Below are 24,344 nucleotides of genomic sequence, written 5' to 3'. Positions count from 1 at the left end.
TTGAGCCGGCGAGGATTTCCTCCTCTGATGCCCAGCGATAGGCCGTGTGCTGGGCATCAGGCAGATTTTCCAGTTTGATCGGACAACGTAGCCTGTAGCCGAGTACGACATAGTGCGTCGAGATGCCGGGTCGCCCGCTAACGTTGTCTTCGTATATGTCAACGCCGACTGAAACCTGACCCACATTTCGAGGTTTCGCCGAAGTAAATCTGACCCACCTGGGCCCTGTATTACGCGGCCGCTTTCGCGCTTGCCCGCGTGTTCGTTTGTCCCGCCTTTCTCTTGTCCTTCAGCCGATAGCTCTCGCCGCTGATTTGCACGATGTGAGCGTGATGTAAAAGCCTGTCGAGCATCGCCGCCGTCAGCGTCTGGTCGTCGGCAAACGCCGTCGCCCACTGTGTGAACGGCAGGTTGCTGGTCAACACGATTGAACCGCGCTCGTAGCGTTTGGCAACAACATTGAAGAACAGGTTTGCCTCTTCACGTCCAAACGGCAGATAGCCGATTTCGTCGATGACCAGCAGCCTGGGCCCGATGACCGCGCGATTGAAGAACTCCCGCAAGCGGTTTTGCTGGCGTGCGGCGGCCAGTTGCATCATCAGGTCGGCGGCCGTGATGAACCGCGTCTTGATGCCCGCCTGCGCCGCGCGGTACGCCAGCGAGGTCGCAATGTGGGTCTTGCCGACTCCAGATGGGCCGAGCAGCACGACGTTCTCGGCGCGCTCGATGAACGCCAGACTCGCCAGTTCCTGAATCTGCGCTCGCGGCGCGCCGCTGGCGAAGCCGAAGTCGTATTGCTCCAGCGTCTTGACGCCGGGCAACGCCGCCAGCTTCGTCAGCACCTGACGCTTGCGCTGCTCACGTGCGCCGAGTTCCGCGTGCAGAAGCTGTTCGAGGAAGTCCGCCATGCTCGAATCGGTTGTTGCTGTGCGTTGTGCGAGCGGGGCCCAGTCGGTGGCGACACAATCGAGCTTCAGTTGTGCGCACAACGCGGCGATGCGTTCATGTTGCAGATTCATGCGGTGGTCTCCAGCAACGCGTCGTAGACCGCCAGCGGATGTTGCAGACTCTCGCGTGGCAGTACCCGGCGGTTGTCCGGCACGGCGAGCGCTGGCGCCTGCGCCGGCAACGGCAGGAGCGCCGTCTGCTCCGCCACAAGCAGCGTCACTGGTCGCTCGCCCGTCGTCGCGTGACGGCGCGTGTTGGCGACCTCTGCCAGCCATCGGCCGATGTGTGCATTGGCGGCGTCTACATCGAGCTTCAATCCCGATGACTTGAGCGTTGCAGCAAGCGGCACGACAAAGCTCTCCTTGAGATAGCGGTTGAAGCGTTCGACCTTGCCCTTGGTCTTCGCGCGATACGGACGACACACCTTCGGCCTGAAGCCGTAGGTTTCCGCCAGCGCAAGCAACTGCGGGTTCCAGCGATGCTCGCCCTCGCCGAATGCATCGCGTTCGATGACCACCGACTTCGCGTTGTCGAATAGCACATGTTCCGGCGTGCCGCCGAAGTAGACGAGCGCTTCACGCAGGCATTCGCACAGCGTCGCGGCGTCCTCGCGCGCGGTGAACCGCACGAAGCTCGCGCGGCTGTAACCCATCGTCGCGACCAGCGCGAGCAATGGCTCGCGTCCTCGCCGGATAACGGTGAAATCGGCCTGCATCTGCTTGCCGGGCGCGGTTTCGAAGCGCACCACCGGCTCGGCTTCGGGACGCTTGTGGGGCACCAGGAACGCCTTGAGCTGACTGATGCCGCCATCGTATCCAGCGTCCTGCAATTCGCGTAGCAGAACCGTCGCCGGAATCCAGTGCGGCCGCGCGGCGGCGACGCGCTCCAGCAGATAGTCCTTGAACGGGTCGAGTTTCGTTGCTCGCGGCTCACGCTGGCTGTAGCGGCTCGCCTGTTCGTTCCTCAGATAGCGGCGCACGGTGTTGCGCGATAAACCCGTTTGCCTCGCTATCTCACGCACCGCCGTCCCGCGTCGGGCCAATACCTTGATTTCCACTGCTTGCTCCTGAGTCAGCATCGGCGGCAAAAGCCGCCATCGTCTCCCAGGTGGGTCAGGTTTACTTCGACGACGGGGTCATTTTTACATCGGCGCTAACACGTATAGGTGTTCGTACACGCCGACGAGATCGGCATCGGCTCGCTCGACACAGGCGTTGCCGAGTTCATCGCGTGCAATCCCGCGAAAGGCGTCGTCGAGGCGTTCGTTCTTGCGGATGCGGCCGCCCGGCACGAACCAGAATCCCTGTGCGGGTCTGTTGACGCGGTGCCCAAGCAGATAGCTGCCGTTCTCGTTGGGAACGATCAAATCGATAGCCACCAAAGGGGTGGCATCGACGGCTTGGATGAATTGTTCGATGGGAAGCATAGCGGCTGTGTGTAGGTCCCTGCCGCGCGTGACTGCCGCCGGGACGGTCGGACGAGTGTGCATCGCTGATGAAAAAAGGAATCTGTGCGAGATATGGCGAAACCCGACAAGGTAATTTCCGCATACGACAGATGTGCATTTGCTCATATCGGCCATTGAGTCCCGCCGAAATTCGCTCGCCAAAACTTTCAATTCATTCGACCCGTTAAAAAGTGCAGAAATCCCCATTGCATGTTTTCACATAATTGATTTCGCTTATAGTGTTGATTGAATCCGCCAACATATTGGCGTATTTCGCCAATACATAATGGCGAAACGAATTGTTTTGTACGATGATTTCACCAATAAATTCAGCTCTAAGGAAGCTGGAGGATCAACTAAATTACGGGGATTAAAATAGTGGAGCGTTTTGATGCGGTTCACAGGAAAGGCGTAGGGCCTCTAAGTGTTTTGCAAGGTGTGAGTGCAGCGAGAAACATTGGAATAGTCTTGTTTAGCGGCTTTGCGCTGCCAGAGGCGGCCGCGGTTCTGGAGATATTCCAGTCGGCGAATGCGCTCTCCGGCGCAGATACGTCTCTGAGCGGCCAAACACGTTACAAGGTTTGCCTTCTGTCCGCGGTCGGTGGCCGCGTCGACAGTTCGTCGTCCGTGTTTGTATGGACTGAAAGGGTCGACGAGCAGTGCCATCTGGACGGTTTTCACGCGCTTTTTATCAGCGGTGGCGTAGGGGTGCGCAATGCAGTACGCGATGAGCGCCTGACGAACTGGCTGCGGCGCGAATGCCCGGGCAGCGAGCTGCTGGTGCCGATCGGCGAAGGGCGGTTGCTACTCGAAGCCGCGGGATTCGGGCGCACTGGCACTACCCAGCGCTTGGGCGGCCACACCTCGGAAATCTATCGCTACTGTCCGCCCGACAGCGGCGTCCCGATGGTTTCCCCTAGTCCGTTGCAAAGCGCGCTGGCGCTGGTTGAAGAGGATATGGGCCCTGAAATCGCCCGTCAGATCGCGGATTACGTCCTGCCCCGGCCTCAACGGGCGCGCTTTACAGCGACCATCCGTGAGAATGCGCCCACTTACGTGAGCGAAAAGATTCAGGCATCGGCCCGGTGGCTGGAGGCCAACGGCGACCGGCCGATCACCATTGATGAGGCCGGCCAGGTCGCGGCTATGAGCGAGCGAAACTTCCTGCGCCGCTTCAAGATCGAAATGGGCGTCACGCCGTCCGAGTATCTGTCCTATGTGCGGCTCGACATGTGCTGTCGCCTTCTGGTGGAAACCGATCTACCGGTCGACAAGATCGCGCGCCGTTGCGGCCTCGGCGGCGGTGGCTGGCTCTCGAAACTCTTCCGCAAACATCTTTCGACAACACCAACCGAGTACCGCGCCAGTAAGCGTCTATCCAACACATCGTCATAACGGGCCATCGCGTTAGTGGTGGGATTCAGCCACCTTAATGTCACAATTTATGAATTAAATGCGATGAGCTGAGGGTTTTTAAAGTGCCCACCCTCTCGCACAAGACACATTGCTTTCGATTTGAATATTATTTATAAATAATATGGGTGTATATAGGGTTTGGTAAGAATTACCGGATACGAGGCAATACAAAAGACCAATGAAATAAGTAATGCCTTTTTGAAAACTCAGTGGGTAATGCGGCTCAGCGGGCATGCGCATTGAACGCGGCGAAGTTAAGTTTTCCGGCAATGAGGAACAGGACCTTGCGCATGGTTTCAAAGCGTGCATATCCACGAGCCTTGCGCTTTGCTGCCTGAGACAGGCCATTGATGGCCTCGATGAAATCGTTGGTCTGACGGGTCTGGGTCCAGGCAACGATTCCATCGAAATGTCTGCGAACCAAACGGACGACATCCTTCATGGGCTCGACCTTGGAGCGCATGACGTTGGTGCACCAGTGATGCAGCATCCCGGAGACGACGTTGATTTGTTTGCGCTCGAGAATGTCGCGCAATTGTTCTCGGTAAAGCCAGGCTCGCGCGGTGCGATTGGTCGTGTACTGATTGACCAACGCCTCAAGGTCGGTGAGTTGCGCTGTCGGCGTCCTTGAGCAACGTCCAACGCATGCCTTTAAGCTGAGGGTCGAGTTTCTGCTGCTGCCGACGTACTGCGTCGAGCGCCTTGGACGCGTGAGGGACGTCGTGGAACTTGTCAAATGTAACTCGCGCTTCGGGGAGATGTTCATTGACGCCCTTGATGAAAGCCGGCGACATGTCGATGCTGACAGAGTTCACTAGCTCGGGCGAGCCGCCGTGTTCGCTCAGGTAGGTGGCAAAGCGCTCTATCGTGCTGGCATCCGCCTGTGGTGACGAATGCGACCCGCTGCGCCTACATGTCGGCGACCAGCGTCAGATACTCATGACCGCGACGGTACGAGGTTTCGTCAATCGCCACCGCCGTCACACCCGACAGGTCGGCCGCCGCGAGTGCCAGCTCCACATACCGCGAAAAGATGGCATGTACTCGATGCCACCACAGATTGACCGCGCGTGCAACGGCGGCGAACGGCATCTGCTGCGCGAGCATCTGCACTAGCGCCTCGAACAACAATGTGAAGCCGCTGAGCTGGCCCACCCAACCCGGCTCAACCAAACGCACTAAACCATCGGGCAGGCGCACCCTGGGCACCCGCACTTCGAGGAAGCACTCGTGCTGAAAGAAATTCAGATGCCGCAGGCGCTCGGTTTGCGTGTCGTGCACGGGATGCTCGCCGGCAACCCCGGCATAGCCGAATCGGCTGCCTGCAACGAAGTCAACGGCGATGTTGAGCTGCCGCTGAGCAGCATCAAAGTCAACACTTCGGACATACCAGGGAGCCGTAATACCGAGGGCGGATTTGAACAATTGATTCGTCATGGCTGATTGGCTTTACATGGGTGATTCCCGCATTCTGCCGCAATCACCCAAGACTCAGCTTACTGGCTGACCGCGCCTCAAGGGTTCGCTGCGCCGGGCTCACGCCCGCCCTTGACCCGCCAAACCTACCCACTGAAAATTCAAAAGAGGCCATAAAATTAGACCACTAAACGACAGATACTCCAGTCACGCATATCGAATGTGTTTAAATCTGCCATTCCGACGACATTCCCGAATGCCGTTTGCTGGAGCGATACTCGGTAGGCGTTTTCCCGAGATGCTTCCGGAAGAGTTTAGAAAGTCTACCGCCACTGCCGATTCCGCAGCGACGCGCTATCTTATCGACCGGTAGAGTGCTTTCAATAAGTAGCCGGCAACTCATGTTGAGTCGCACATACAGAAGATAGTCGGAGGGCGTTACGCCCATCTCGATCTTGAAACGCCGAAGAAAATTTCGCCCACTCATCGCTGCGACCTGCGCCGCCTTGTCCATCGAAATGGGTCGATCACCGTTTTCTTCCAACCATCGCGCTGCCGCCTGAATTTGTTTGCTGACGCTGACCGATGCGTTCCTGCTCAAAATAACGCCGAACTGCGTTTCAGCCGGCCGCGCCACCCAGCCGGCGATCTGGCCGGCAATTGCCACGCCCAAATCCGCTTCGACAACGCTTAACGCTGCCTGCAACGGGCTGGACGGAATGGTCAAAACTGCAGCACCTGAAACGTCCCGCTGGGTTTCGCGATTGGGTTCGCCGCGTTGCCGGGCGTTGACGGTCTGTCCGAATTCGGCCGCTTCGAGAACCAGTCGTCCTTCGCCAATCGGAAAGACGAGGTCACTACGCAGGCAGGCCCGACGCAGCCAGGTAATCAGTTGTTCGTCGCGTAGTGCCTTGTGTACCTCTGTACCGCCGACAACGAATAGTGCCCGGAAATTTTCGGCGAAGCGGGAGGTTTCAAGGCTTTCGGTCCAGACGAACACCGAAGACGAACTGGCGACTCTGCCGCAGGAAGTCGATAAAAGGCCAACGTCGTACAATGTTCTATCGGATTGCTCGGGCCCAGCAAGCGCGTTTGCCGACTGGAACACCTCAATGATTGCGGCAGTCTCTGTAAGCGCGAAGCCATCGAACAAGACTATGCCGATACGTCTGATCCGTTGCAGGTTGGCTCGCTTCTCAACGAGTACTACCTTCTCACCATAAACGTCCGCAGAACACTTCATCTTAACCTTCCCCCGGAAGCGATCGCAATATTCCGACTGACTTGGAGTCAGATTAATCCTGCGTTATCCTACATAAGCATTCATGGCTGTGGGACGTGCCGTCCGAATCCGCCAATACGTTGGCGTAAAAGGTCAACGCTAAACTCCGGATTCGATGCGCTCGGGAGGGGTTGATTTCAGGTGGTTCGCAGTCGGAGATAAAGGCGCGGGCCAGCGCGATGCGTGTTCGCGAAGCCAACTCCTGCGCGGTCTTAAGCCTCATCACCAGCGCATAGATTAGTCGGAATCTTCGGGGAGGGCTCGGCCGGAGACAACATCGACTTTGCCGGATAGGACATGGATGGACCGGCGTCGGGGCACACAGGTGGACAGATCAGGGCCGCATACTTCGAAAGAAGTATCTGTTGCCTTTCGTGTTGCGGTCGGCCAACTGTTTGGCCTGTTCCGCCGTTCGCGTCGTATTCAATCATTTTCGATCTATGATCGTTCCGCACTTTGCAGGCGATCACGAGCTGTAGTCACCCACCCGGTTTACCCTTCGCATTTGTATCGAATAGCCAATTGCCATCCTGATTGACCATGCTTTTGTTGCCGTATCCCGATGCCGGCATACAGGCCGAACTCCTGACTCATCTCGTAGTGTTGGAGTCACTTGTGCATCAAGTGGCATGCAGATGGCTGACGATCCAGCAGGTGGTTGAATCGACTCATCTCTCTAACGGAGTAGAAGATGGTAAGTTTCTTGACGCATGCCGCATTTCTGTTGATCGGCGCGGTGATCGGCGTGTTCGTATGCTTGCTATGCGTGGCACGGTCGCGTACGCCAAGAGACGATAACTAGTCGGACTTGAACAATCTTCAAAGCTTTGCGGTGTGAGGCTTTGCCCCGGAAAAGCGGTTGTGGGAATTGCAGGAACCTGATTGCGGGGCTGCGGATTGGCCGCTATGCTCACGCGAAGCAGTACAGGCGCATGAGGAAGGCATTGCGTTCGCACGTTGAGCGGGTGATGCGTGATGCCGGTAGATATTGGCGAGTAGTTGTCGCTGTCGGACAAATAATCGAAAGCCTGCGAGCGTTTCGGGTAGCCGGCGCGAAGCTTCATCCCTCGTCCGACGCATCACCCGGATAACCTTTGCGGTTTGCTCTTTTCATCCCGCCAGGATGCCAGGTCTCACACAAAGTGCTAACACGCTCGAGGCATTGCTTGGCGCAAGGCTCCTTCGCGGCGTTTGCGTCTTCTTCGTCGGACTGCCAAAGCATATCTGTCCACTCCGAATTCCACCTTCCCCTTTAGTGACAACAGCGCTTAGCCTCGTCGTATCTACTTGAATACGCAAAAAGACACCTGCCGGCGGACCAGCCGGCAGGCTAAAAGACCTTTGAGGAAGATGAGTCACCATAAACCCTCCTCAAATTGTCCGAGGTGGGTGCGAGTATGACGCTTTAGACAGCCCGCCAGAGCGGGCGGGCGGTACAAGACAAGGTATTGACGGAATAGCTCAAGAAAAGAGCAACTGCAGTACCAATAATCCGTGCAAAAAAAGGAGGGCAACGCACCATCGGTTTTTCGACAATCGTTCCGGAGGTGTTCTTCAGAACTTGTATATTGCAATATACTGGCCTATTCCCATTCGAGATCGATTTAATTCGGTTTTCTACTCGTCAAACGAAGCACCAGCGCATGCACCGTGTTCGCCTCGTGCATCACTATCTGTGCATTTCGGACACGCTGTATCACGTTTGAAACACTTCGCGCCCCTATTGCGATCGGGAAAGCCGGCCATTGCTGTACATGGGTCTGAGGCGAGAAGGCGCTAATTTTATTCGTTCTATTCGCGATCCTAACAATGTTTTGCCATGTTGGAACAGTTCACCGATGCAACGTTTTTGACTGCTCTTGATCGTGCCGCCGCGCCTTTCGTCAGTCAAAACGTCGCTGCTAAAGGGTCGGGCATGTCGTGGCACGGACTTCGCTATATGCGTAGCGGTGCAAGTGGGGCCCGGGTCGTTGCGATTGCGAGACCGGATGCCGAATAAGACGCCAAACTTCCACGCCGCACGCCAGACTTCGGGGACTCTCAATGCTTTCTATCCGCCATTTCCATGGCGCCTGGTCTCGATTTGTCTTAGCGCCGGCATCGACATGCGAGGAACCATGGAAACGAAATGCTCTAGCCAACGCAGGCACTCGACGGCCAAGGCGACCGCCTTGCTGCTGATGCTGCTAATGCGTGACTACTGCGCCGCGCAGCCGACGACAGCGTCGGAGGCGCCGGGGAACGTCGCAGAGGGGGCCATCGCGAAAGGCACGGTTGCGGAAGAGCGGGGCGTGTCCGAACGTGACCAGTTTCGCAAACGCGTCCTTGAAGAAGCCAGCGCAGGGGCGCCGCAACTTGCGTTGCAGGAGGCACGTGCCACTGCGGATGCGTTCTCTGAACGTGACCTGCTGCAGATCGAAGCGCTCGTCGTCGAAACGGAAGTGCAGTGGGGACGTCAGCAATCGCTCGCCACGGATGAGCCCGATCGTCTTGCGGAAACCCGAGCCGCGGTTCGTCATATCGACGAGATGCTCAGCCGCATGCCGGCCGGCGAAGACTACGAGGACGTTCGGCGCTCGGTGCTCGCCGAACGTGTCGCGGCAGTGCAAGGCGTCGGGCGCATGAAGGAAGCGGTCGCGCTGTACGAAGAGCTCGCGCGCTCGCCGCAACCAATGCCGGCGCACACTTACGCCGCTGCGGGCGACGCTTACACGTATCTCGACGAGCCTCGCAAGGCTGCGCCGGCTTATGAGCACGCGTTGCGGACGCCCGTCGAGCCGCTCGCGCCGTCGCTCGAACCGTACGCGCTCAAGCGTATCGATGTGCAGGAAGGTCTCTTCTTCGCCTACCTCGACGCGGGCCGTTACGAGAGCGCACAGCAACTCCTGAAGTCGATTACAGCGAGCACGCCGATTCTCGCGGATCTCGCCGAGCATCCGGAAGACGTCAACGAAGACTATGGCCGTGTGAAGAAGTTGCAGGCGCAGTACCTCATCTACACCGACCGCACGCGCGAAGGCGTTGCGGCGCTTGACGACCTGCGTCACGAAGTGCCGTTCGATCCCGCGTTGATCAATGCGCGAGCGGATGCAGCGCTCGTGCGGCAGCGTCCGCATGAAGCGGAGAAGGTCTATGCGGACACACTTGTCAATCACCCCGGCGACGTCGAAGCGCTTGCGGGTCTCGGCAAGACCGAGTTGCAATTGAATCAGTATGACCGCGCGGCGGAAGTCAATGCGACGTTCGGCGACCGTTTCCCCGACGACAATACGGTGAGGAAGTTTCAACGGGACTTCGAAGCGTACAAAAGCCCGCAACTGATCGTCGCGGCGAACGGACAGAAGGGCAACTCGGTCATCGCGGACAACGACTGGGGCGTCGACACGCAACTCTATTCGATGCCGATCGCGGACTACTGGCGCATCTTCGCGCATCAGTTCAGCGGACGCGCGGACACCGGCGACGGCGACAGTCTAAGCCGCATTCGCAACGGCATCGGCGGCGACTTCCGTTTTCATGGCGTTGATGCAGCCGCCGAAGTGGACCACTCGACGGGACCGCAAGCGAAGACGGGCGGTGCCGGCAGCCTGAGCTTCGCGCCCGACGACCACTGGAAATTCTCGGCGGGGGTCGACAGCAACACCAATACGCTGCCATGGAAGGCCTATCAGGCGGGCGTGACTGGCCGCGCGGCAACGGGCGAGATCCGTTACGACGTAGACGATTACCGCTACTTCGAGCTCGCTTACGGCGCCTCGCGCTACAGCGATTCGAACCTCAACCAGGCGTGGGTGGCGACCTGGTACGAGCGCCTGATCAACACGCCCAGCCACCTCGTCGCGACCTGGGTCGAACTGAACACGAGCAGCAACACGATCACGAACGCTGCGTACTTTAGTCCGCATCGCGACCTTACCGCGCAGCTCACCGCGATGTACCAGTGGACCTCGTGGCGCAACGCGGATCAGTCGCTTGCGAACCGCGCCTATGCAACGGTCGGCGGCTACCGTCAGACCGACATCGGCAACAGCATGCTGTGGGAGGTCCGCCTCGAACAGCAGTGGCAGTTCAGCGCGCATGCGTCGCTTGCCTATGGCATCGGCGTCGCGAGCCAGCGCATGGACCGCACGCGCGAGACCAGCAAGCTCATCTATCTGAACCTGAACATTCCTCTGTAGGCCACCATGGACAATCTCACCCGCAGACGTTTTCTCACTTTCGCCGCCGGGCTCGCGGTGGTTCCCGCCGCGCAGGCGGGGCTCGCGCTTGACCATTTGCCGTTGCCGGACGCGAGCGACGGCCTCACGTTCAGGGTTCTCGCCTTCCACGACGTGCGCGACGACCTTCACGCGGACGTGTCGACGGTCACCGATACCTGCGCGATCAGCACCGCGACGCTCAACACGATCTTCGCGTGGCTGAGGGCGAAAGACTTTCACCCGGTCAGCGTGGATCAGATCGTCGCGTCACGCAACGGCGGCCCGCGCCTGCCGCCGCGCGCCGTGCTGCTTACCTTCGACGATGCCTATAAAAGCCAGTACACCCGCGCGTTTCCGCTGCTGCAGCAATACGGCTATCCTGCGCTGATCGGCGTCGTGACACGCTGGACCGATACGCCGGCCAGCCAGGCGGTGCGAATCAGCCATAAGTCCGTGATGCCGCCCGGCTACTTCATGAGCTGGGACGATCTGCGCGAAATGGCGCAATCGGGTCTCGTCGAAATCGCGTCGCACACCCACGACATGCATCACGGTGCGCTCGCGAATCCGCAAGGAAACGAGCTGCCAGCCGCCAGCGCGCATCTGTATCTGGCCGATCTGAAGCGCTATGAGACCGACGACGAATATCACGCGCGCGTGCAGGGCGACCTGCAGCGCAGCGTCGATCTGATCAGGCAGAACACGGGCGTCAGCGTGCGCTCCGCGGTGTGGCCGTACGGCATGTACAACTCCGCGCTGATCAAGGTATCGCAGGCTCTCGGCATGGCCGTGCACTTCACGCTCGACGACGGGCCGAACACGCCCGATGTGCCGCTCACGCAGATCCGGCGTCTGCTCGTGTCGTACGACTGGGACGTCGGCACGCTGATCACGCAAATGCGTTCGTCGCAGGCGTATCGCGGTGAGCACAACCCGGTGGAGCGTGTCGTGAACATATCGCTCGACGAGATGTACGACCCGGACCCGCGGAAGAGCGAAGAGAAGCTCGGGCGGCTGCTCGATCGCATCAAGGATCTTGAACCGAAGTCGGTGTATCTGCAGGCGTATTCGGACCCGGACAACACAGGCGTGGCGCGCGCGATGTACTTTCCGAATCGACACCTACCCATGCGCGCCGATCTGTTCAACCGTACCGCGTGGCAACTGATCACGCGCGCCGGGGTTCAAGTCTATGCACGGATGCCGTTGCTTGCTTTCGCATTGCCGCCGCAGCATCCAGTCTCGGGCCGTCTCGTTGAAGCGGCGGCCGGCAGCCCGGATGCCGCGCTCACTATGCGCATGCCGCGCCTCAGTCCATTCGATCCCGGGGCGCGTGCCGTGATCGAGGACCTGTACGACGACCTCACACGCTACGCGAGCTTCAACGGCCTGGTGTTCGGCCCGGACGCGACGCTCAACGCGTTCGAAGACACGAGCACTGCGGCGCTTGCCGTCTACCGGTCTTGGGGGCTGCCCGCCGACATCGCGCTGATCCACCTATCGGACGAACTGATGCAGCGCTGGGCCGCAAGCAAGACGGCGTATCTGAACGCGTTCACGAACCAGCTAGCCGAACGCGTGCGCGCCTATCAGGGCGGTGGCAACGTGCTCACCGTGCGTACGCTGCCCGCCGAAGCCGTGTTCGATGCGAATGCGGCGCGTAACTTCTCGCAGAGCCTCGCGTCGTCGCTTGTGAATTACGACTTCGTCGCGCTGGTTGTGGCGCCCGGAGCCGCCGGTGCACGGCCGGACGATGCATGGCTCGACGGACTGACGAAGGCCGTGAGGACGCAGCCGGGCGCACTGGCGAAGACGGTGTTCGAGTTGCCGGCCTTCAACCGTGAGACGCAACGGCCCGTCGAAGCGCGTGTACTGCGCGCGCAGATGATGCGGCTCAATGCGGCGGGCGTTGTGCATCTCGGCTATGGACCCGACGACTTCATGGCGAACCGGCCGGACACGACCGTCTTGCGCGACGTGATGTCGGTGCAAGGCAAGCTCCGATCCAATCAAGGAATGTTGGGCTGAGGATCGGCGGAGACCGCCACGCAAGGCCCGCGCCAGGGGATAACAACGAAACGGCGGCCGGCCCAATAAACTGGGAGAAAATCCATGAAACGTAGCGACGAACTCGTGAGATCAATTCTTGAACTGCTCGAAAATTCGGAAGAGGACGCCATCAATATTTATAGCGCCTTCAAAGTGCTTGCCGCCGGGGACGAATCCAAAGAAAGCTTCATCCGGCATCATGTGCGGATCATGGAAGACAAAGGACTTGTGTCTGTATCAAATGCTGGCCGCGTCAGGCTTACGTGGGACGGTCACGATGCTCTGAAGCCGACATCAGGGATTTTCGGTTAAGAGACCACATCAGAAGGATTGCTCCCTACGCCTGAGACCGTGCCAGCAGACGAGGGAGCAACCGAGCTTGAGAAATGCTTCGTGAATGTCGGCGCGACGCTCAAAGCGAAGGTGACGAAAGTTGTGGCGCTATGCGTGAGTACGCTCGACCACATGTCGGCCGTAAGAGCCTCACCACACAAGGACTTCCGAATTGTTCACGGCCGACTCAGTAGGGTTCAGCCCGAAATGCGCGCTCAGGATTGCTCCGTCGAAGGCACCCCTTTGCCCATGCGGTAATCGGTCGGTGTCGTCGCAAGATACTTTCTGAACAACTTGGCCAACTGGCCGCCACTGCCAATCCCGCAGCGCCGCGCAATCTTGTCGACCGGCAAACGCGACTCGACGAGCATCCGGCAACTCATGTTAAGGCGCGCGCGAAGCAGATAGTCCGAGGGTGTCATGCCGATCTCGTTCTTGAAGCGCCGCAGGAAGTTGCGCTCGCTCATCGCTGCTACTTGTGCGGCCGCATCGATAGAGACAGGGCGATCGACGTTTGCCTCCAACCACCGCGCCGACGCCATGATTTTCTCGCTGACCTGGGGCGCGTGGGTGCGGGAGACAGAGGTATCGAAATGCATATTCTGCTGAGGCGCGACTGATTCCGCGACGTGCTGCGCCACCTCCAATCCCATATCCTCCTCCACGATGCGCAGTGCCGTGGCAACCTCGGTCGGCGCTTCGCTCAGCGGTCGCGCCTGATAATAGTCGCGCATTTCATTGTCGCCATATAAGAGGGGGCAGTAGCGGCTGGGAAGATTTGCTGCTTCCAGTAGCAGCCGTCCCTCGGCAATCGGGTGAACGATCTCGCTAAACGGGTGCCTGCGGCGCAGCCAATTGCCAAGGCGTTCATCGCGGCATGCCTGCGGCGCGCCCGCACCACCGGCGATGAACAGCAGATGCCTGTCGGTTGTGACACGGTGCGATTCAACACTCTCGGTCCAGACGAATACCGACGACGAGCTTGCGATACGGCCGCCCGCGGCCGACAGTAATGAGACGTCATAGCGCGCGTGACATGATCGCTGCGATACACCGAGTGCGTTCGCCTTCTGGAAGATTTCGATAATTGCCGCGACTTTTGGCAGTGCAAATCCATTGAACAACGCTATGTCGACGCGAGTCATCTCACCCGTTTGCGTCGGCACGGCACTTTGCCGCGAGCAGCGCGGCAGAGTATGTACCAGCTCCATTTGCTTTTCCCCGGAACGTTTTGGCCTTCAAAGCCCTTCCCTAGACTCTGTGCTTTTTTCTTGTTTGCTCATGTTATACAAATGAGTCTGGCGTCATTATTGCATGTCCGATTTGACCAACAGATTGGCCGCTCGCGACCTGGGTTACCGAAACTTGCACGGTTGCGGTGACAAACCTCCGTTGGATGTATCGGCCACCCGACGAGCGATAGTTGGTGAATTTTTCAAGAAATTTCAAAAAGAAATGAGACGGGATGTATAGCGTAACATTGGGAATAATTTATGTAAGAGTAAAATATAAAAGAGAAACGACAAGGCGCCGATCCTGGCTCTGCTGGGGGACTTACGAGGTGTCACCGATCTTTTCAAGGTAGGACTTTCCCAGGGCATTTCTGTTATAAAATATCGTTATCATGTAGCTGCTACTGCCAGTTCTTCTCCTAAAACCGGCTTCAAAGAGAATTTTGTCGAGGTTTGCCATATTGCAGCAAACGATTGCGCGCGGGGCTAAAAAACTCTGAGCATGGCCATTAAGGCGTCCATGGATATACAAGAAATTCAGAAAATCGTTAGTGCTGCCTCCGAGACTGCCGACGCCATAGTCGGCGCGCGTGAGTGGAATACAGTCGAAGATGCTAACGCGATGCACGATTTGATCTTCTGGGACATGGTCGCCAAGCAATTGCCCCACATAAGCATCGCCGAGCTGCTGTCAATTCTGAAATAGGCGCATCGCGAGATGTCAGGCCGGGTCGGTCCGACTGGTTTGCGTCCCGTGCGAGATGGCTAGTGAGCAAGTCATTGGCCATGTGACGTCGTGCGCACATCAATCGGATCGTCGGATCGACCTGCTATGCATCTTCCAGGCCGGCCAAGGAGAATATCTTGACGACTGTCCCTCTTGCGGGCTCACGTCCTTCCTGCTGCTGAATGAAGATGCGCATGGCACGCGTCATCTCATCCCGAGATAGTTTCCGGTAGGCGCAGATGTTGTAGGTGACGCCTTGCTGCCAGTTCTTGATGAAATTGTCAACGTTCGGCAGTTGCATGTTTCCCTCAAAAGGCGATGCATCAATTGTCCGGTTGACTGGGCTCGCCGCGCCAGGTTTTGGATGATGCCGACATGCTCGTGCGCCCGCTCGCTATCTTGCCTGTGGACCCGCTGTTCATTGACAAAAAAGCCAGTCGAACAAGCCGGCTGGCCGAAAAGACTTTTGAGGGAACGCACGATTTCGAGAGATCCCCCAAATGGTCCGAGGTGAATGCACTGTAACCCGATAGACGGGAGCGGGGGGATGCATTGCGGTCAGAGGCAAGCTATTGGCTGAATGGGTCCAGATATAAGCCGAGAATTTCAACGAGCCAGGCGTGTTATCGATCGCAACTTTGGAGGCGCCACCATTCATGCATTTGAAATGGGAATGGAGCAATCCTAAGCGATTGTATGAGACAGACTCAGTGTGACGGTCAATGATCCAGTTTTGTCGTACTCGAAGAGCCGTGACTTCACCCTCAAAATACTGTCGAATCCTAGATTGCCCACCTTCATGATTACATTGTCACCGGCAAGTGGAAGGTGATGCACGGCCGTTGTTCCGGTAGTACGGTACGTACCAAAACCTCCCGTGTACTCGTACACATAAGTCACCTTCTCGTCCATGTGTGCTCCGTTCGTGAGAGTCCGTAGTGCTGACCCATGAGAAGTCTCGCACAACTGAGGCCGCTGTTGCTTTGGGCTCGTGGGAGATATTTGAGGGCTATGGCGATCACATCGGCAACGGTTCGATGAGGGCGAGAACCGGGCGCGAGGCCTTGTCTGTAAAGATGTGAAGCCCGCAATGATCCCTTTGCGTGACACGGCCTATTGTCTCCAGGAACTGTATGCGCACGCCCCGGCAAGCCGAGGTGTGGCGGATGCCGTCACGTTTTTGTCAGTTTCGTCCAATAAAAAATAGCGGCGCCTTGAATATGACGAGGGGAAATCGGACTTAACTGGTCGAAGCAGGTGCACCCCCAAGAGTGCGCCCATGCTGGGCACAAAAAAAAGAACCTGCCGCCCGGGGGTGCGGCAGGTCAAAAATCGAGGGGGGGGTTGCCTGAGAGAAATGCCCCTCGAAAGGCCGACGCCAAGTTTAGTCATTCGAAATGGATACCGGACGCGAGCGGCGGATTGGGTCCAGCTGTTGACTGAACATGACATGAGAGGCTTTTTTGCGAACGAGCTGCGATGGCTAACTGGCCGCCAGGCGCCGTCGGGGGCGGCCCCTTGAACATAAGAGCGCCTTTAAAAATTCAAGGTTTTGCCGCTGTAACCGTTATTCAGGTTGGTCCGGTTCGACTCTGAACCGAGCCGCCACTAATCACATATATGCTAGGAAGATCATGTTGCGATCACGATTCGCGCGGCACATCCGTTCGATATGCTGTCTCTCCTTTGCCGGAGCCTTTGCCGCGGGCCCAGTGGCAGCCGCCACTGCGAAGCCGCCTCTCCAGCTAGCCGACGAGGGCTACTTTTACGTCGGTGGCCACTACCAGAGCGACGCCAACGGTCAACGAATGACCGGCCAGATGTTCGTGCAATACGAAGTGCCGCAGGTGGTCAAGCATCCGTATCCGATCATCATGGTTCACGGTACCGACCAGACCGGGACCAACTATCTCGGCACCCCGGACGGCCGGCGAGGCTGGGCCGATTATTTCGTCGCGCGCGGCTATACGGTGTACGTGGTCGACCAGGTGGGCCGCGCCCGCTCCGGACAATACCCATCGGCTTACGGCACCTATACCCGCTTTGCCGCGCTGCCGGTGGAGCAGATGTTTACGGCGCCCGAGCGCTCCAAACTATGGCCGGAAGCTTCGCTTCACACTCAATGGCCCGGCGGCCCGGGCGTAGTGGGCAATCCGACCTTTGATCAATTCATGGCATCGCAGGTTGAATCGATCGCCGACGTGCCCGAAACCGAGGCCATTAACGCGGACGCCGCCGCCGCGCTGCTTGACAAGATCGGGCCGGCGATCCTGCTCACGCACTCCCAGTCGGGCACGATCGGCTGGAAAATCGCCGACGAGCGCCCGCGACTGGTCAAGGCAGTGGTCGCCGTGGAACCTAACGGCCCCGCGTTCTACGACCCGACGTTCACCGGCGGGGCGGACTGGTACCACTATGGCAAGAAAGCCGAGCGCCCGTGGGGCATTACCCGCGTGCCACTGACATACGATCCTCCCGTGACGGACCCGTCCCAGATCGCGCGCGTTGAACAGAAGAAGGCCGAAGGCCCCGGTCTTGTGCGTTGCTGGCTTCAGGCCGAACCGGCGCGCAAGCTACCGAACCTGAGCGGTATTCCGATCGCCATCGTTACCAGCGAAGCATCGTTTCGCGCGACCTACGATCAGTGCACGTCGGAGTACCTGACGCAGGCGGGCGTGCCTAACACGCACTTGCGGCTCGCCGACCTCGGCATCCATGGCAACGGTCACATGATGATGCTCGAGAAGAACAGCGACGTCATCGCCGGGGTGATGGCGGACTGGCTCGACAAAAACGTGGGCGGTACCAGCCAGTAAGCGGTTGAGGAGCAGCGGTCGCCGCAGGACTGATGTCCATGATGGGGCGAACCGCTGCGCGCTCCGCGGCACGATGTTGCTCCGCGGGCGCGACCGCCCTGCCCGCGAAGGAGAGGTTCCTGCAGGGCCCCGTCCCCCGGCATTGTGCCAGCGGCGGCCAATGCCGGTTTCTGCGGAGCCGCCGCCTTAGGCGCGGCCGGAAAGCGCAGGGACCGCGGAGTGCGAATCCCTGAGTTTGAAGATGGCGGCGGCATTCTGCAATGCCGTCGCCTGATCTTCCAGCGACACCGCTGCGGCCGCTGCCTCCTCCACGAGTGCCGCATTCTGCTGCGTTACCTCGTCCATTTGCGCGATCGCGCGGTTTACCTGATCGATGCCAGAGGACTGTTCCTCGGAAGCCGCGGCAATCTCGTTCATCACGTCGGTGACCTGCCTGATTGCTTTGACGATCTGTTGCATCGTGGTGCCGGCGCGTTCGACCAGTTGCGTGCCGGCGGCCACCTTGCCTGTCGATTCCTCGATCATTTGCTTGATTTCCTTGGCGGCGGTTGCCGAGCGGTGCGCAAGCGTGCGGACCTCGCCGGCCACTACGGCGAAGCCCCGTCCTTGCTCCCCGGCACGGGCCGCTTCGACGGCGGCATTGAGGGCAAGGATATTGGTCTGGAACGCGATACCCTCGATCACGCTGATGATGTCGACCACCTTGTGCGAACTGTTCGAGATATCGCGCATGGTACCGACGACCTGCTCGACAACCTCGCCCCCTTCTCCGGCGATGCTTGACGCATTCGTGGCGAGCTGGCTTGCCTGTCTGGCGTTTTCGGTGTTCTGCTTCACGGTCGCCGTGAGTTGCTCCATGCTCGAAGCGGTTTCTTCGAGCGCTGCGGCCTGCTCTTCAGTACGCTGCGACAGATCGGTGTTTCCGGCCGCGATCTCGCGGGACGCTAACGTGATCGACTCGGCGCCGGCGCGGATGCGCGCAATGATCCCGCTCAACTGATCCTGCATCGCCCTCATACTAAAGAGCATGCTCGATTGATCGCGTGGGGCGGTCATCACCGCACCGGTCAAATCGCCGCTGGCGATCCGCGCCGAGATCTCCGAGGCGTAGGCCGGCTCACCACCAAGGCTGCCCTTCACGCTGCGGATGATGTACAGCAGTACGGCCGTCACCGCAATGCCGATAAGCAGCACAAGCCCGACGGCCCGCAGCAGGTTTTGATGAAACGCTGCTGTCACATCGTCGACATATACGCCGGCGCAGACGAACCAGTCCCAGTCCCGCATGTAATGGATGTAGGTCAGCTTGCCCAGCGGCTCCGTTTCGCCGGGTTTGGGCCAGTAGTAAGTCAGGAAGCCGGTGCCCGGTCCTTTGGCAATTTCAACGATCCGGCGGAAATGCTTGACGCCGTCGGGATCAGTCACGTCCCCCATGTATTTGCCTTCCATCGACGGATTGGGCGCGAGCAGCACCATATTCGGGGCGGAATCGATGATCGGAATATAGCCGCCCGTGCCAAAGCGGATAGCACGCAATTGTTCCAGTGCGGCCTTCTTCGCCGCATCGACGGGCATCGAGCCGCTGGCGGCCAACTTTTGGTAGTGTTCGGCGATGCTGACGGCGGAATCAACCACATTGACGAGGTCGGCACGCTTTTCAGCCATCATGGTAGCCCGATTGGAAAACACCCACAGGATCGCGATGGCCAGTAGTCCGGCCCACACGGCGGCCAGCGCAACACGTAACTTGGCATTGAGGCTACTCAGGTTCATCAAATTAGTCCTTGAAGTCGGCGGTTTGTTTTTTTCGCAGACGCTGAAAAAGTGTCATACGCGTTTACGACAGGATGATCCGATTTCTTAAGCAAATCGCGACCAAGCGCCTTCGCGTTCGATGATTTCCGTCTTTTTGATTGCGTAGTTCAAAACCCATAAACAGGAGGACTGGATCCTGATGTACATCGAGTGGTGGCTGACTGCACCATTCGAAACTGCACAGGGGACACACTTGCTGCGGGACCGCGGTACCCCGCACGGGGGGAGTGGTCAGTCCGATCTCGATGAATCTGTACGCGCTATGCGCTTGATGCCTGGATGCAGCGTCACTTCCCGCAATGCCCCTTTGCGCGCTATGCCGATGATGCGGTGGTCCATTGCCGCAGCCAGGCACAGGCGCAAGAGGTTATGCAGGCCATTGCCGCGCGGCTGGCGGAATGTGGGCTGAGGAGGGGAGAGACGGTGCGGGCGCGGCGATCAGCAGTCCGCCCGTCGCTTTCGCAATGACGAGGCTGGCGCATCGATCCCGTCTAGCGTGCGTGTCGGCTGCTCGCGAGACCGTGCGAAGTCAGGTTTGCTTTGCCACTCCGCCCACATTGACGTGACGACGCACACAGACGGCAACCCAATGAATCAACGCTTATAGCTAAGTAGCTCGGTGAGCTTGCGCTCCACCAATAGGGCGTCATCGGGATTCTGCCTGGGATTATTGACTCGGTGACCCCAGATCGTATCAATGGGATGGATGTCGACGTTATTGATCTGCCGGGCTTCGTCGCAGATCTCTGCGGCGGAGAAGTACATATCCGTCAGGCTTGGCATGACCAGGCATCGCGCCTGAATGGCATCGAGCGCATTCGGTAAAGCACCTTTGTAGCGCGCGTTGTTGCTGATGTCCGCGCCGTGCCAGGCGTCGATCATGGCGAGCAAATCGTTTGGGTTCGTACGGGCGAGAAACGCGCCCCAGTCGTTAGTCACGAAATCTTCGAGATCGCGGTATCCGGCCGTGAGATATAACCCGCGTCTGTAGAATTCCGCGGACATGCCCCAACCTGCATAGACTTGCGCCATCGCGCGAATGCCTCGCGGCGCCGCGCCGGAGAAATACCGGCCGTTCCAGGCCGGATCGAGCGTTAGCGCCGCCTTCAATCCTTCCAGAAATACCTGGTTATGAACCGACGTTCTTGCAGACGCGCAAATGATTGCGGCGCGCTCCACCATTTCAGGAAATAGGGCGGCCCAGTGATAGGCCTGCTGTCCCCCCATCGAGAACCCAACGACCAAAGCTACACGCTCCACGCGCAACACGTCGTGAACGAGTGTGTGCTGGAGCTTCACGCTGTCGCTGACGGATATCGACGGAAACGTGCCCGGCGGGTAGTGACTCGGTGATGACGACAAGCCGTTACCAAGCATATTCGCCAGGATCACGAAATAGCGGTCAGTGTCGAGCGGCCGGCCCGGCCCGACCAGCCATGCTATGTCAACATGGCTGCTGCCGAACGACGTGGGATAGAGAATTACGTTGTCACGTGCGTCATTGAGACGGCCGGCCGTCGCGTATACGAGCTTCGCTTCGGGCAGTGTTTCGCCACTGCTCAATAGCATATTCCTGCAGATTAAGGTCTCGCATTGCATATCAATCACTCCGCCGCAGCAGCCACATGCCTACCAGACTGAAAGCCGCGCCGAGCATGACGTAGTACGCTGGCGCGACGGTGCTTCCGGTGGCGACGATCAGCCACGTCACGAAAAACGCCGCGAAACCGCCGAACACCGTAACGCCAAAGTTGTACGCAATCGATATGGCCGTCGCGAGGACGGGACTCGGGAAACGGCGTGAAAACGCGTACAGGATCGGACCCGTATAGGTGCCGGTCAGAATGCCGAAGACAGCCTGGAACACCAGCAGCGACGACAGGCCCGGCACAGCATTAATGTAGGTAAACATTGGCCACGCGAGCAGAAAAACAAGTACCGCCGATGGCGCCAACACCCGTCCCGGTCCCACCCTATCGGCGAGCAAACCGGCAAGTGGCGCGCTGCACATCATGGCAAAACCGCCGACCATTCCCGAAATGAAACCGTCCGACGGCGGGAGATGCAGGACACTTGCCGCATACGTCGGCATATAGAACAGCAGCACGTAGATGGCGACTGTCCATAGCATGACCATCGCGAAACAGCCGAATGTGTCTCTGGCGTGCGTCGTTATGGATTCCCGCAGCGGCGACGCAGCAACACGATGCGTTGTGTTCTCATAGACGGGTGTTTCAGTAATCCTGGAGCGGAAATAGAACCCCACCGGACCGATCAGGAGGCCGAGCAGGAACGGCAAACGCCACCCCCAACTTCTGACGGACGCAGGATCGAGGACCGTTGTCACGAATGTGCCGGCGGCGGCGCCAAGCAGGACGGCGAAGCCAATGCTCGACAGCACCCAGCTCGAGTAATAGGCCCGGCGGCCTTCAGGCGCATGCTCGGTCAAAAAAGCCGCGGCCGTGCCCATTTCACCGCCCGCGGAAAAGCCCTGCATCAGACGCGCGACCACGATGATCAATGGCGCGATCGGGCCGATCGATTCGTATGACGGCGTCACCGCGATCAAGGTCGTGCCGGCGGCCATGATCATGATGGTGAGCGTCATGGCGGCCTTACGCCCTTTCTTGTCCGCATAGACGCCCAGCACGATGCCGCCGATAGGACGCATGAAAAACCCGACGCCGAATGTCGCGACCGCAAGCAGCAGCGAACTGAAATCGTTTCCGGTCGGGAAAAACACTTTGGCCAGGATCACGGCGAAATAGCTGTACACCGTGAAATCGAACCACTCGAGGCCGTTGCCGATAACAGTCGCCACGATAGCCCGATGTGGGCTCGGCCGGACCTCTGCGATGCCCAGCGATTCCGATATTTCCATTTTTGCTCCGTGAAGTGTCGGGCAGGGTTGCGCGTGATGGCCCTTTTACTTACTCGTCTAGGTAATGCAAAATCGAGTTTAACGGGCCGAAAACATGATTCAAAATGTTTCGTTTACCTAGGTAAGCGCTGCAAAGAGAGAGGGTTGATTGTGAAAGAGAACGGGGTTGTATCTGGCGAACCACTTGATTACCGTCAGGTTTTCGAGCTCTGCCCTATCGCCTGCGCTGTTCTGGATCAGCGCACCATCGTCGATTGCAACGAGCTGTTCGCGAGCATCTGGCGCGGAACGCGTGCAGAGATAATCGGGCTGTCGTTCGCGGTGCTTTACGCAGGCGAGAGCGACTTCGATATGCGGGGAAAGAAGATTGGTCCAATACTCGCGAAGCGCGGCAGCTACTCCGACAACTGGCTAATGAAGCGGCTGAATGGGGAAATGTTCTGGAGCCATGTAAGCGGGACGACCGTCGACAGGCGCGCCCCGTATGCCCGCGCAATCTGGACGTTTTTAGATTTGTCGGTTGAACCGCAAATGGTGTCGGCCATACGCGCTTCGCTCACGCCGCGCGAGCGGGAAATCGCCATGCTGCTGCTCGAGGGTTGCAGCAGCAAGGAAATCGCAAGACGGCTGGAGATCAGTCCACGAACTGTGCATGTTCATCGTGCGAGCTTGCTGCGCAAATACTCGGTCAGCAACACGGTTGACCTGTGCAAGAACCTGTTGACGCTTTGAAGCTTCGCCGCGGGAAAGCCGGTCTGCGCGCCGACACCTACGCGTCGATATTTGACGTCCGCTGCATGATCGGCGCCAGCGCGTCGCCGATATGCTCCGCTTGTGCGGGCGTGATCATTCTGTACAGCAGTTTCGAAAACCGCGGCTGCGTGACGCCCGACACGATGTACTGCCAGCGATATGCGTCGAGCAATGCCGCACTTACGGCATGCCGTTCGCCGACGCTCATCGTGCCGCCAGCGTGCACGAGGAAGTATCCGGCGTCTGCCGCGGCCTGCACTTGCAGCAGTCCATCCACGGCGTTCACGAGTTCGATCAGATCGTCGATTGCTGCGTCGCGCCGAGCGTCGGTCAGTTGCGCGTCCTCGCGCTCCCATTCCAGTTCGTCGATAATCGCGTGCTGCGATTCCTCTTTCCAGTGGAACAGGAACACATCCTTGAAGAGCGGCGAAAGGCCTGAGTCCAGCTCCATGCTCTCCCGGTAATGAACCTGCGTGACAATCTCGATGCAACAGGTCAATGCCAGCACGGACCAGGTGGATTTGCCAAGCACGAAGGACGCGACTTCGTCGGCCTTTGGCATGAAGCGATAACCGGGGAGCATGCTATCCGCAGCCAGCAGTTCGATGCGGCGGAACAGTTCTTGATGCTTCAGCTCTTCGTCCGTGAAACGCACAACCGCTTCCAGCGCCGTCTGATCGCCAAGTGCATGATTGCGGCTGACTTCGAGCATCTTCGCGCTGACGAAGCGCTCCACGAGCCGGAACATGTTGGCGTACGTGCGTCCCTGCACTTGAGACATCAGCAAACGTTGCGCAGGGGTCAGGAACGGCAGACGGTCGACTTGTGCGAGTCCGTCCGGCAGAAACTTGTGCACGGGATCGAGCTGGCGGCCGCGAATCACATCGCGGTCAATATCCCAGCGGATACGACGAGACACTTCGATGCATTTCGCGTAGCGTGCGGACGGACTTTCGCTGCTGACATCATTCATGCTTATTCTCCAGAGGCCTCCTGATAGCGGAGGCGTTTGCATTGAAGGGCGCCAGGC

General features: G+C 58.8%; 18 protein-coding genes and 2 pseudogenes. 8 read left to right on the top strand and 12 right to left on the bottom strand.

What is annotated here, in order from left to right:
• Positions 1-230: 230 nt before the first annotated feature.
• The 3 genes from istB to P0D84_RS34910 form a co-directional block, all read right to left on the bottom strand.
• Entirely contained in the window at positions 231-1,019 is a 789-nt protein-coding gene (gene istB / locus P0D84_RS34920) for an IS21-like element helper ATPase IstB (RefSeq protein ID WP_408344544.1), read from the bottom strand.
• A complete protein-coding gene (gene istA, locus P0D84_RS34915) occupies positions 1,016-2,026 on the bottom strand; it encodes an IS21 family transposase (RefSeq protein ID WP_408346272.1) in 1,011 nt (336 codons plus the stop codon). Before istA ends, istB begins: the two co-directional genes overlap by 4 nt.
• A gap of 63 nt (positions 2,027-2,089) precedes the next feature.
• Entirely contained in the window at positions 2,090-2,602 is a 513-nt protein-coding gene (locus P0D84_RS34910) for an NUDIX domain-containing protein (protein WP_408344541.1), read from the bottom strand.
• 261 nt (positions 2,603-2,863) lie between these two features.
• Between P0D84_RS34910 and P0D84_RS34905 the strand changes: the two genes are divergently transcribed.
• Positions 2,864-3,790, top strand: a complete 927-nt coding sequence (locus P0D84_RS34905; RefSeq protein WP_408344538.1) for a GlxA family transcriptional regulator — start codon at positions 2,864-2,866, stop codon at positions 3,788-3,790.
• Positions 3,791-4,034: 244 nt separating this feature from the next.
• On the opposite strand, the pseudogene P0D84_RS34900 reads toward P0D84_RS34905, so the two are convergent.
• Both P0D84_RS34900 and P0D84_RS34895 read right to left on the bottom strand, forming a co-directional pair.
• Positions 4,035-5,248: pseudogene (locus tag P0D84_RS34900) on the bottom strand (ISL3 family transposase).
• A gap of 205 nt (positions 5,249-5,453) precedes the next feature.
• The gene (locus P0D84_RS34895; protein WP_408344535.1) at positions 5,454-6,470 is read right to left on the bottom strand and encodes a GlxA family transcriptional regulator; all 1,017 of its coding nucleotides are present in this window, start codon (positions 6,468-6,470) and stop codon (positions 5,454-5,456) included.
• Between the two features lie 2,156 nt (positions 6,471-8,626).
• Here P0D84_RS34895 and pgaA point away from each other — a divergent pair.
• The 3 genes from pgaA (at position 8,627) to P0D84_RS34880 (ending at position 13,069) form a co-directional block, all read left to right on the top strand.
• On the top strand, positions 8,627-10,687 hold the full coding sequence (gene pgaA / locus P0D84_RS34890; protein ID WP_408344532.1) for a poly-beta-1,6 N-acetyl-D-glucosamine export porin PgaA: 2,061 nt from the start codon (positions 8,627-8,629) through the stop codon (positions 10,685-10,687).
• A gap of 6 nt (positions 10,688-10,693) precedes the next feature.
• Positions 10,694-12,736 (top strand): poly-beta-1,6-N-acetyl-D-glucosamine N-deacetylase PgaB, encoded by a 2,043-nt coding sequence (gene pgaB, locus P0D84_RS34885; protein WP_408344529.1) that lies wholly within the window; start codon positions 10,694-10,696, stop codon positions 12,734-12,736.
• A gap of 84 nt (positions 12,737-12,820) precedes the next feature.
• Complete coding sequence (locus P0D84_RS34880; RefSeq protein ID WP_408344526.1) at positions 12,821-13,069, top strand: DUF2513 domain-containing protein; 249 nt, start codon at positions 12,821-12,823, stop codon at positions 13,067-13,069.
• A 9-nt stretch (positions 13,070-13,078) separates the two neighbouring features.
• Here P0D84_RS34880 and P0D84_RS34875 read toward each other — a convergent pair.
• Together P0D84_RS34875 and P0D84_RS34870 are read right to left on the bottom strand one after the other, a co-directional pair.
• Positions 13,079-13,240 (bottom strand): annotated as a pseudogene (locus tag P0D84_RS34875) (IS5/IS1182 family transposase); the annotation flags it as partial.
• A gap of 65 nt (positions 13,241-13,305) precedes the next feature.
• Positions 13,306-14,301, bottom strand: a complete 996-nt coding sequence (locus P0D84_RS34870) for a helix-turn-helix domain-containing protein (protein WP_408344523.1) — start codon at positions 14,299-14,301, stop codon at positions 13,306-13,308.
• Positions 14,302-14,842: 541 nt separating this feature from the next.
• Between P0D84_RS34870 and P0D84_RS34865 the strand changes: the two genes are divergently transcribed.
• Positions 14,843-15,028: a hypothetical protein gene (locus P0D84_RS34865; RefSeq protein WP_408344520.1), complete on the top strand. Its 186-nt coding sequence runs from the start codon at positions 14,843-14,845 to the stop codon at positions 15,026-15,028.
• 124 nt (positions 15,029-15,152) lie between these two features.
• Here the strand turns inward: P0D84_RS34865 and P0D84_RS34860 are convergent, their stop codons facing one another.
• Positions 15,153-15,350, bottom strand: a complete 198-nt coding sequence (locus P0D84_RS34860; RefSeq protein ID WP_408344517.1) for a hypothetical protein — start codon at positions 15,348-15,350, stop codon at positions 15,153-15,155.
• 1,411 nt (positions 15,351-16,761) lie between these two features.
• On the opposite strand from P0D84_RS34860, the gene P0D84_RS34855 reads away from it, so the two are divergent.
• Positions 16,762-17,865, top strand: coding sequence for an alpha/beta hydrolase (locus P0D84_RS34855; protein WP_408344514.1), 1,104 nt, complete (start codon positions 16,762-16,764; stop codon positions 17,863-17,865).
• Between the two features lie 186 nt (positions 17,866-18,051).
• Here the strand turns inward: P0D84_RS34855 and P0D84_RS34850 are convergent, their stop codons facing one another.
• Positions 18,052-19,638: a methyl-accepting chemotaxis protein gene (locus P0D84_RS34850; RefSeq protein ID WP_408344511.1), complete on the bottom strand. Its 1,587-nt coding sequence runs from the start codon at positions 19,636-19,638 to the stop codon at positions 18,052-18,054.
• A gap of 291 nt (positions 19,639-19,929) precedes the next feature.
• On the opposite strand from P0D84_RS34850, the gene P0D84_RS34845 reads away from it, so the two are divergent.
• Positions 19,930-20,148, top strand: coding sequence for a reverse transcriptase domain-containing protein (locus tag P0D84_RS34845; protein WP_459252223.1), 219 nt, complete (start codon positions 19,930-19,932; stop codon positions 20,146-20,148).
• Positions 20,149-20,274: 126 nt separating this feature from the next.
• Here P0D84_RS34845 and P0D84_RS34840 read toward each other — a convergent pair whose 3' ends face one another.
• Together P0D84_RS34840 and P0D84_RS34835 are read right to left on the bottom strand one after the other, a co-directional pair.
• Positions 20,275-21,279, bottom strand: coding sequence for an alpha/beta fold hydrolase (locus tag P0D84_RS34840; protein WP_408344505.1), 1,005 nt, complete (start codon positions 21,277-21,279; stop codon positions 20,275-20,277).
• A 1-nt stretch (position 21,280) separates the two neighbouring features.
• Entirely contained in the window at positions 21,281-22,561 is a 1,281-nt protein-coding gene (locus P0D84_RS34835; protein ID WP_408344502.1) for an MFS transporter, read from the bottom strand.
• A 36-nt stretch (positions 22,562-22,597) separates the two neighbouring features.
• Between P0D84_RS34835 and P0D84_RS34830 the strand changes: the two genes are divergently transcribed.
• Positions 22,598-23,293 carry a LuxR C-terminal-related transcriptional regulator gene (locus tag P0D84_RS34830; RefSeq protein WP_408344499.1) on the top strand — a complete coding sequence of 232 codons (696 nt, stop codon included), beginning with the start codon at positions 22,598-22,600 and terminating at the stop codon, positions 23,291-23,293.
• A 37-nt stretch (positions 23,294-23,330) separates the two neighbouring features.
• Here P0D84_RS34830 and P0D84_RS34825 read toward each other — a convergent pair whose 3' ends face one another.
• Complete coding sequence (locus tag P0D84_RS34825) at positions 23,331-24,287, bottom strand: hypothetical protein (RefSeq protein ID WP_408344496.1); 957 nt, start codon at positions 24,285-24,287, stop codon at positions 23,331-23,333.
• Between the last annotated feature and the right edge of the window lie 57 nt (positions 24,288-24,344).

Origin of the sequence: Paraburkholderia sp. RL17-337-BIB-A, assembly GCF_046025895.1 — a bacterium.
Lineage (GTDB): Bacteria > Pseudomonadota > Gammaproteobacteria > Burkholderiales > Burkholderiaceae > Paraburkholderia > Paraburkholderia fungorum_C.
The sequence above is the reverse complement of the archived record's forward strand: the minus strand, read 5'-3'. Positions and strand labels throughout refer to the sequence as shown.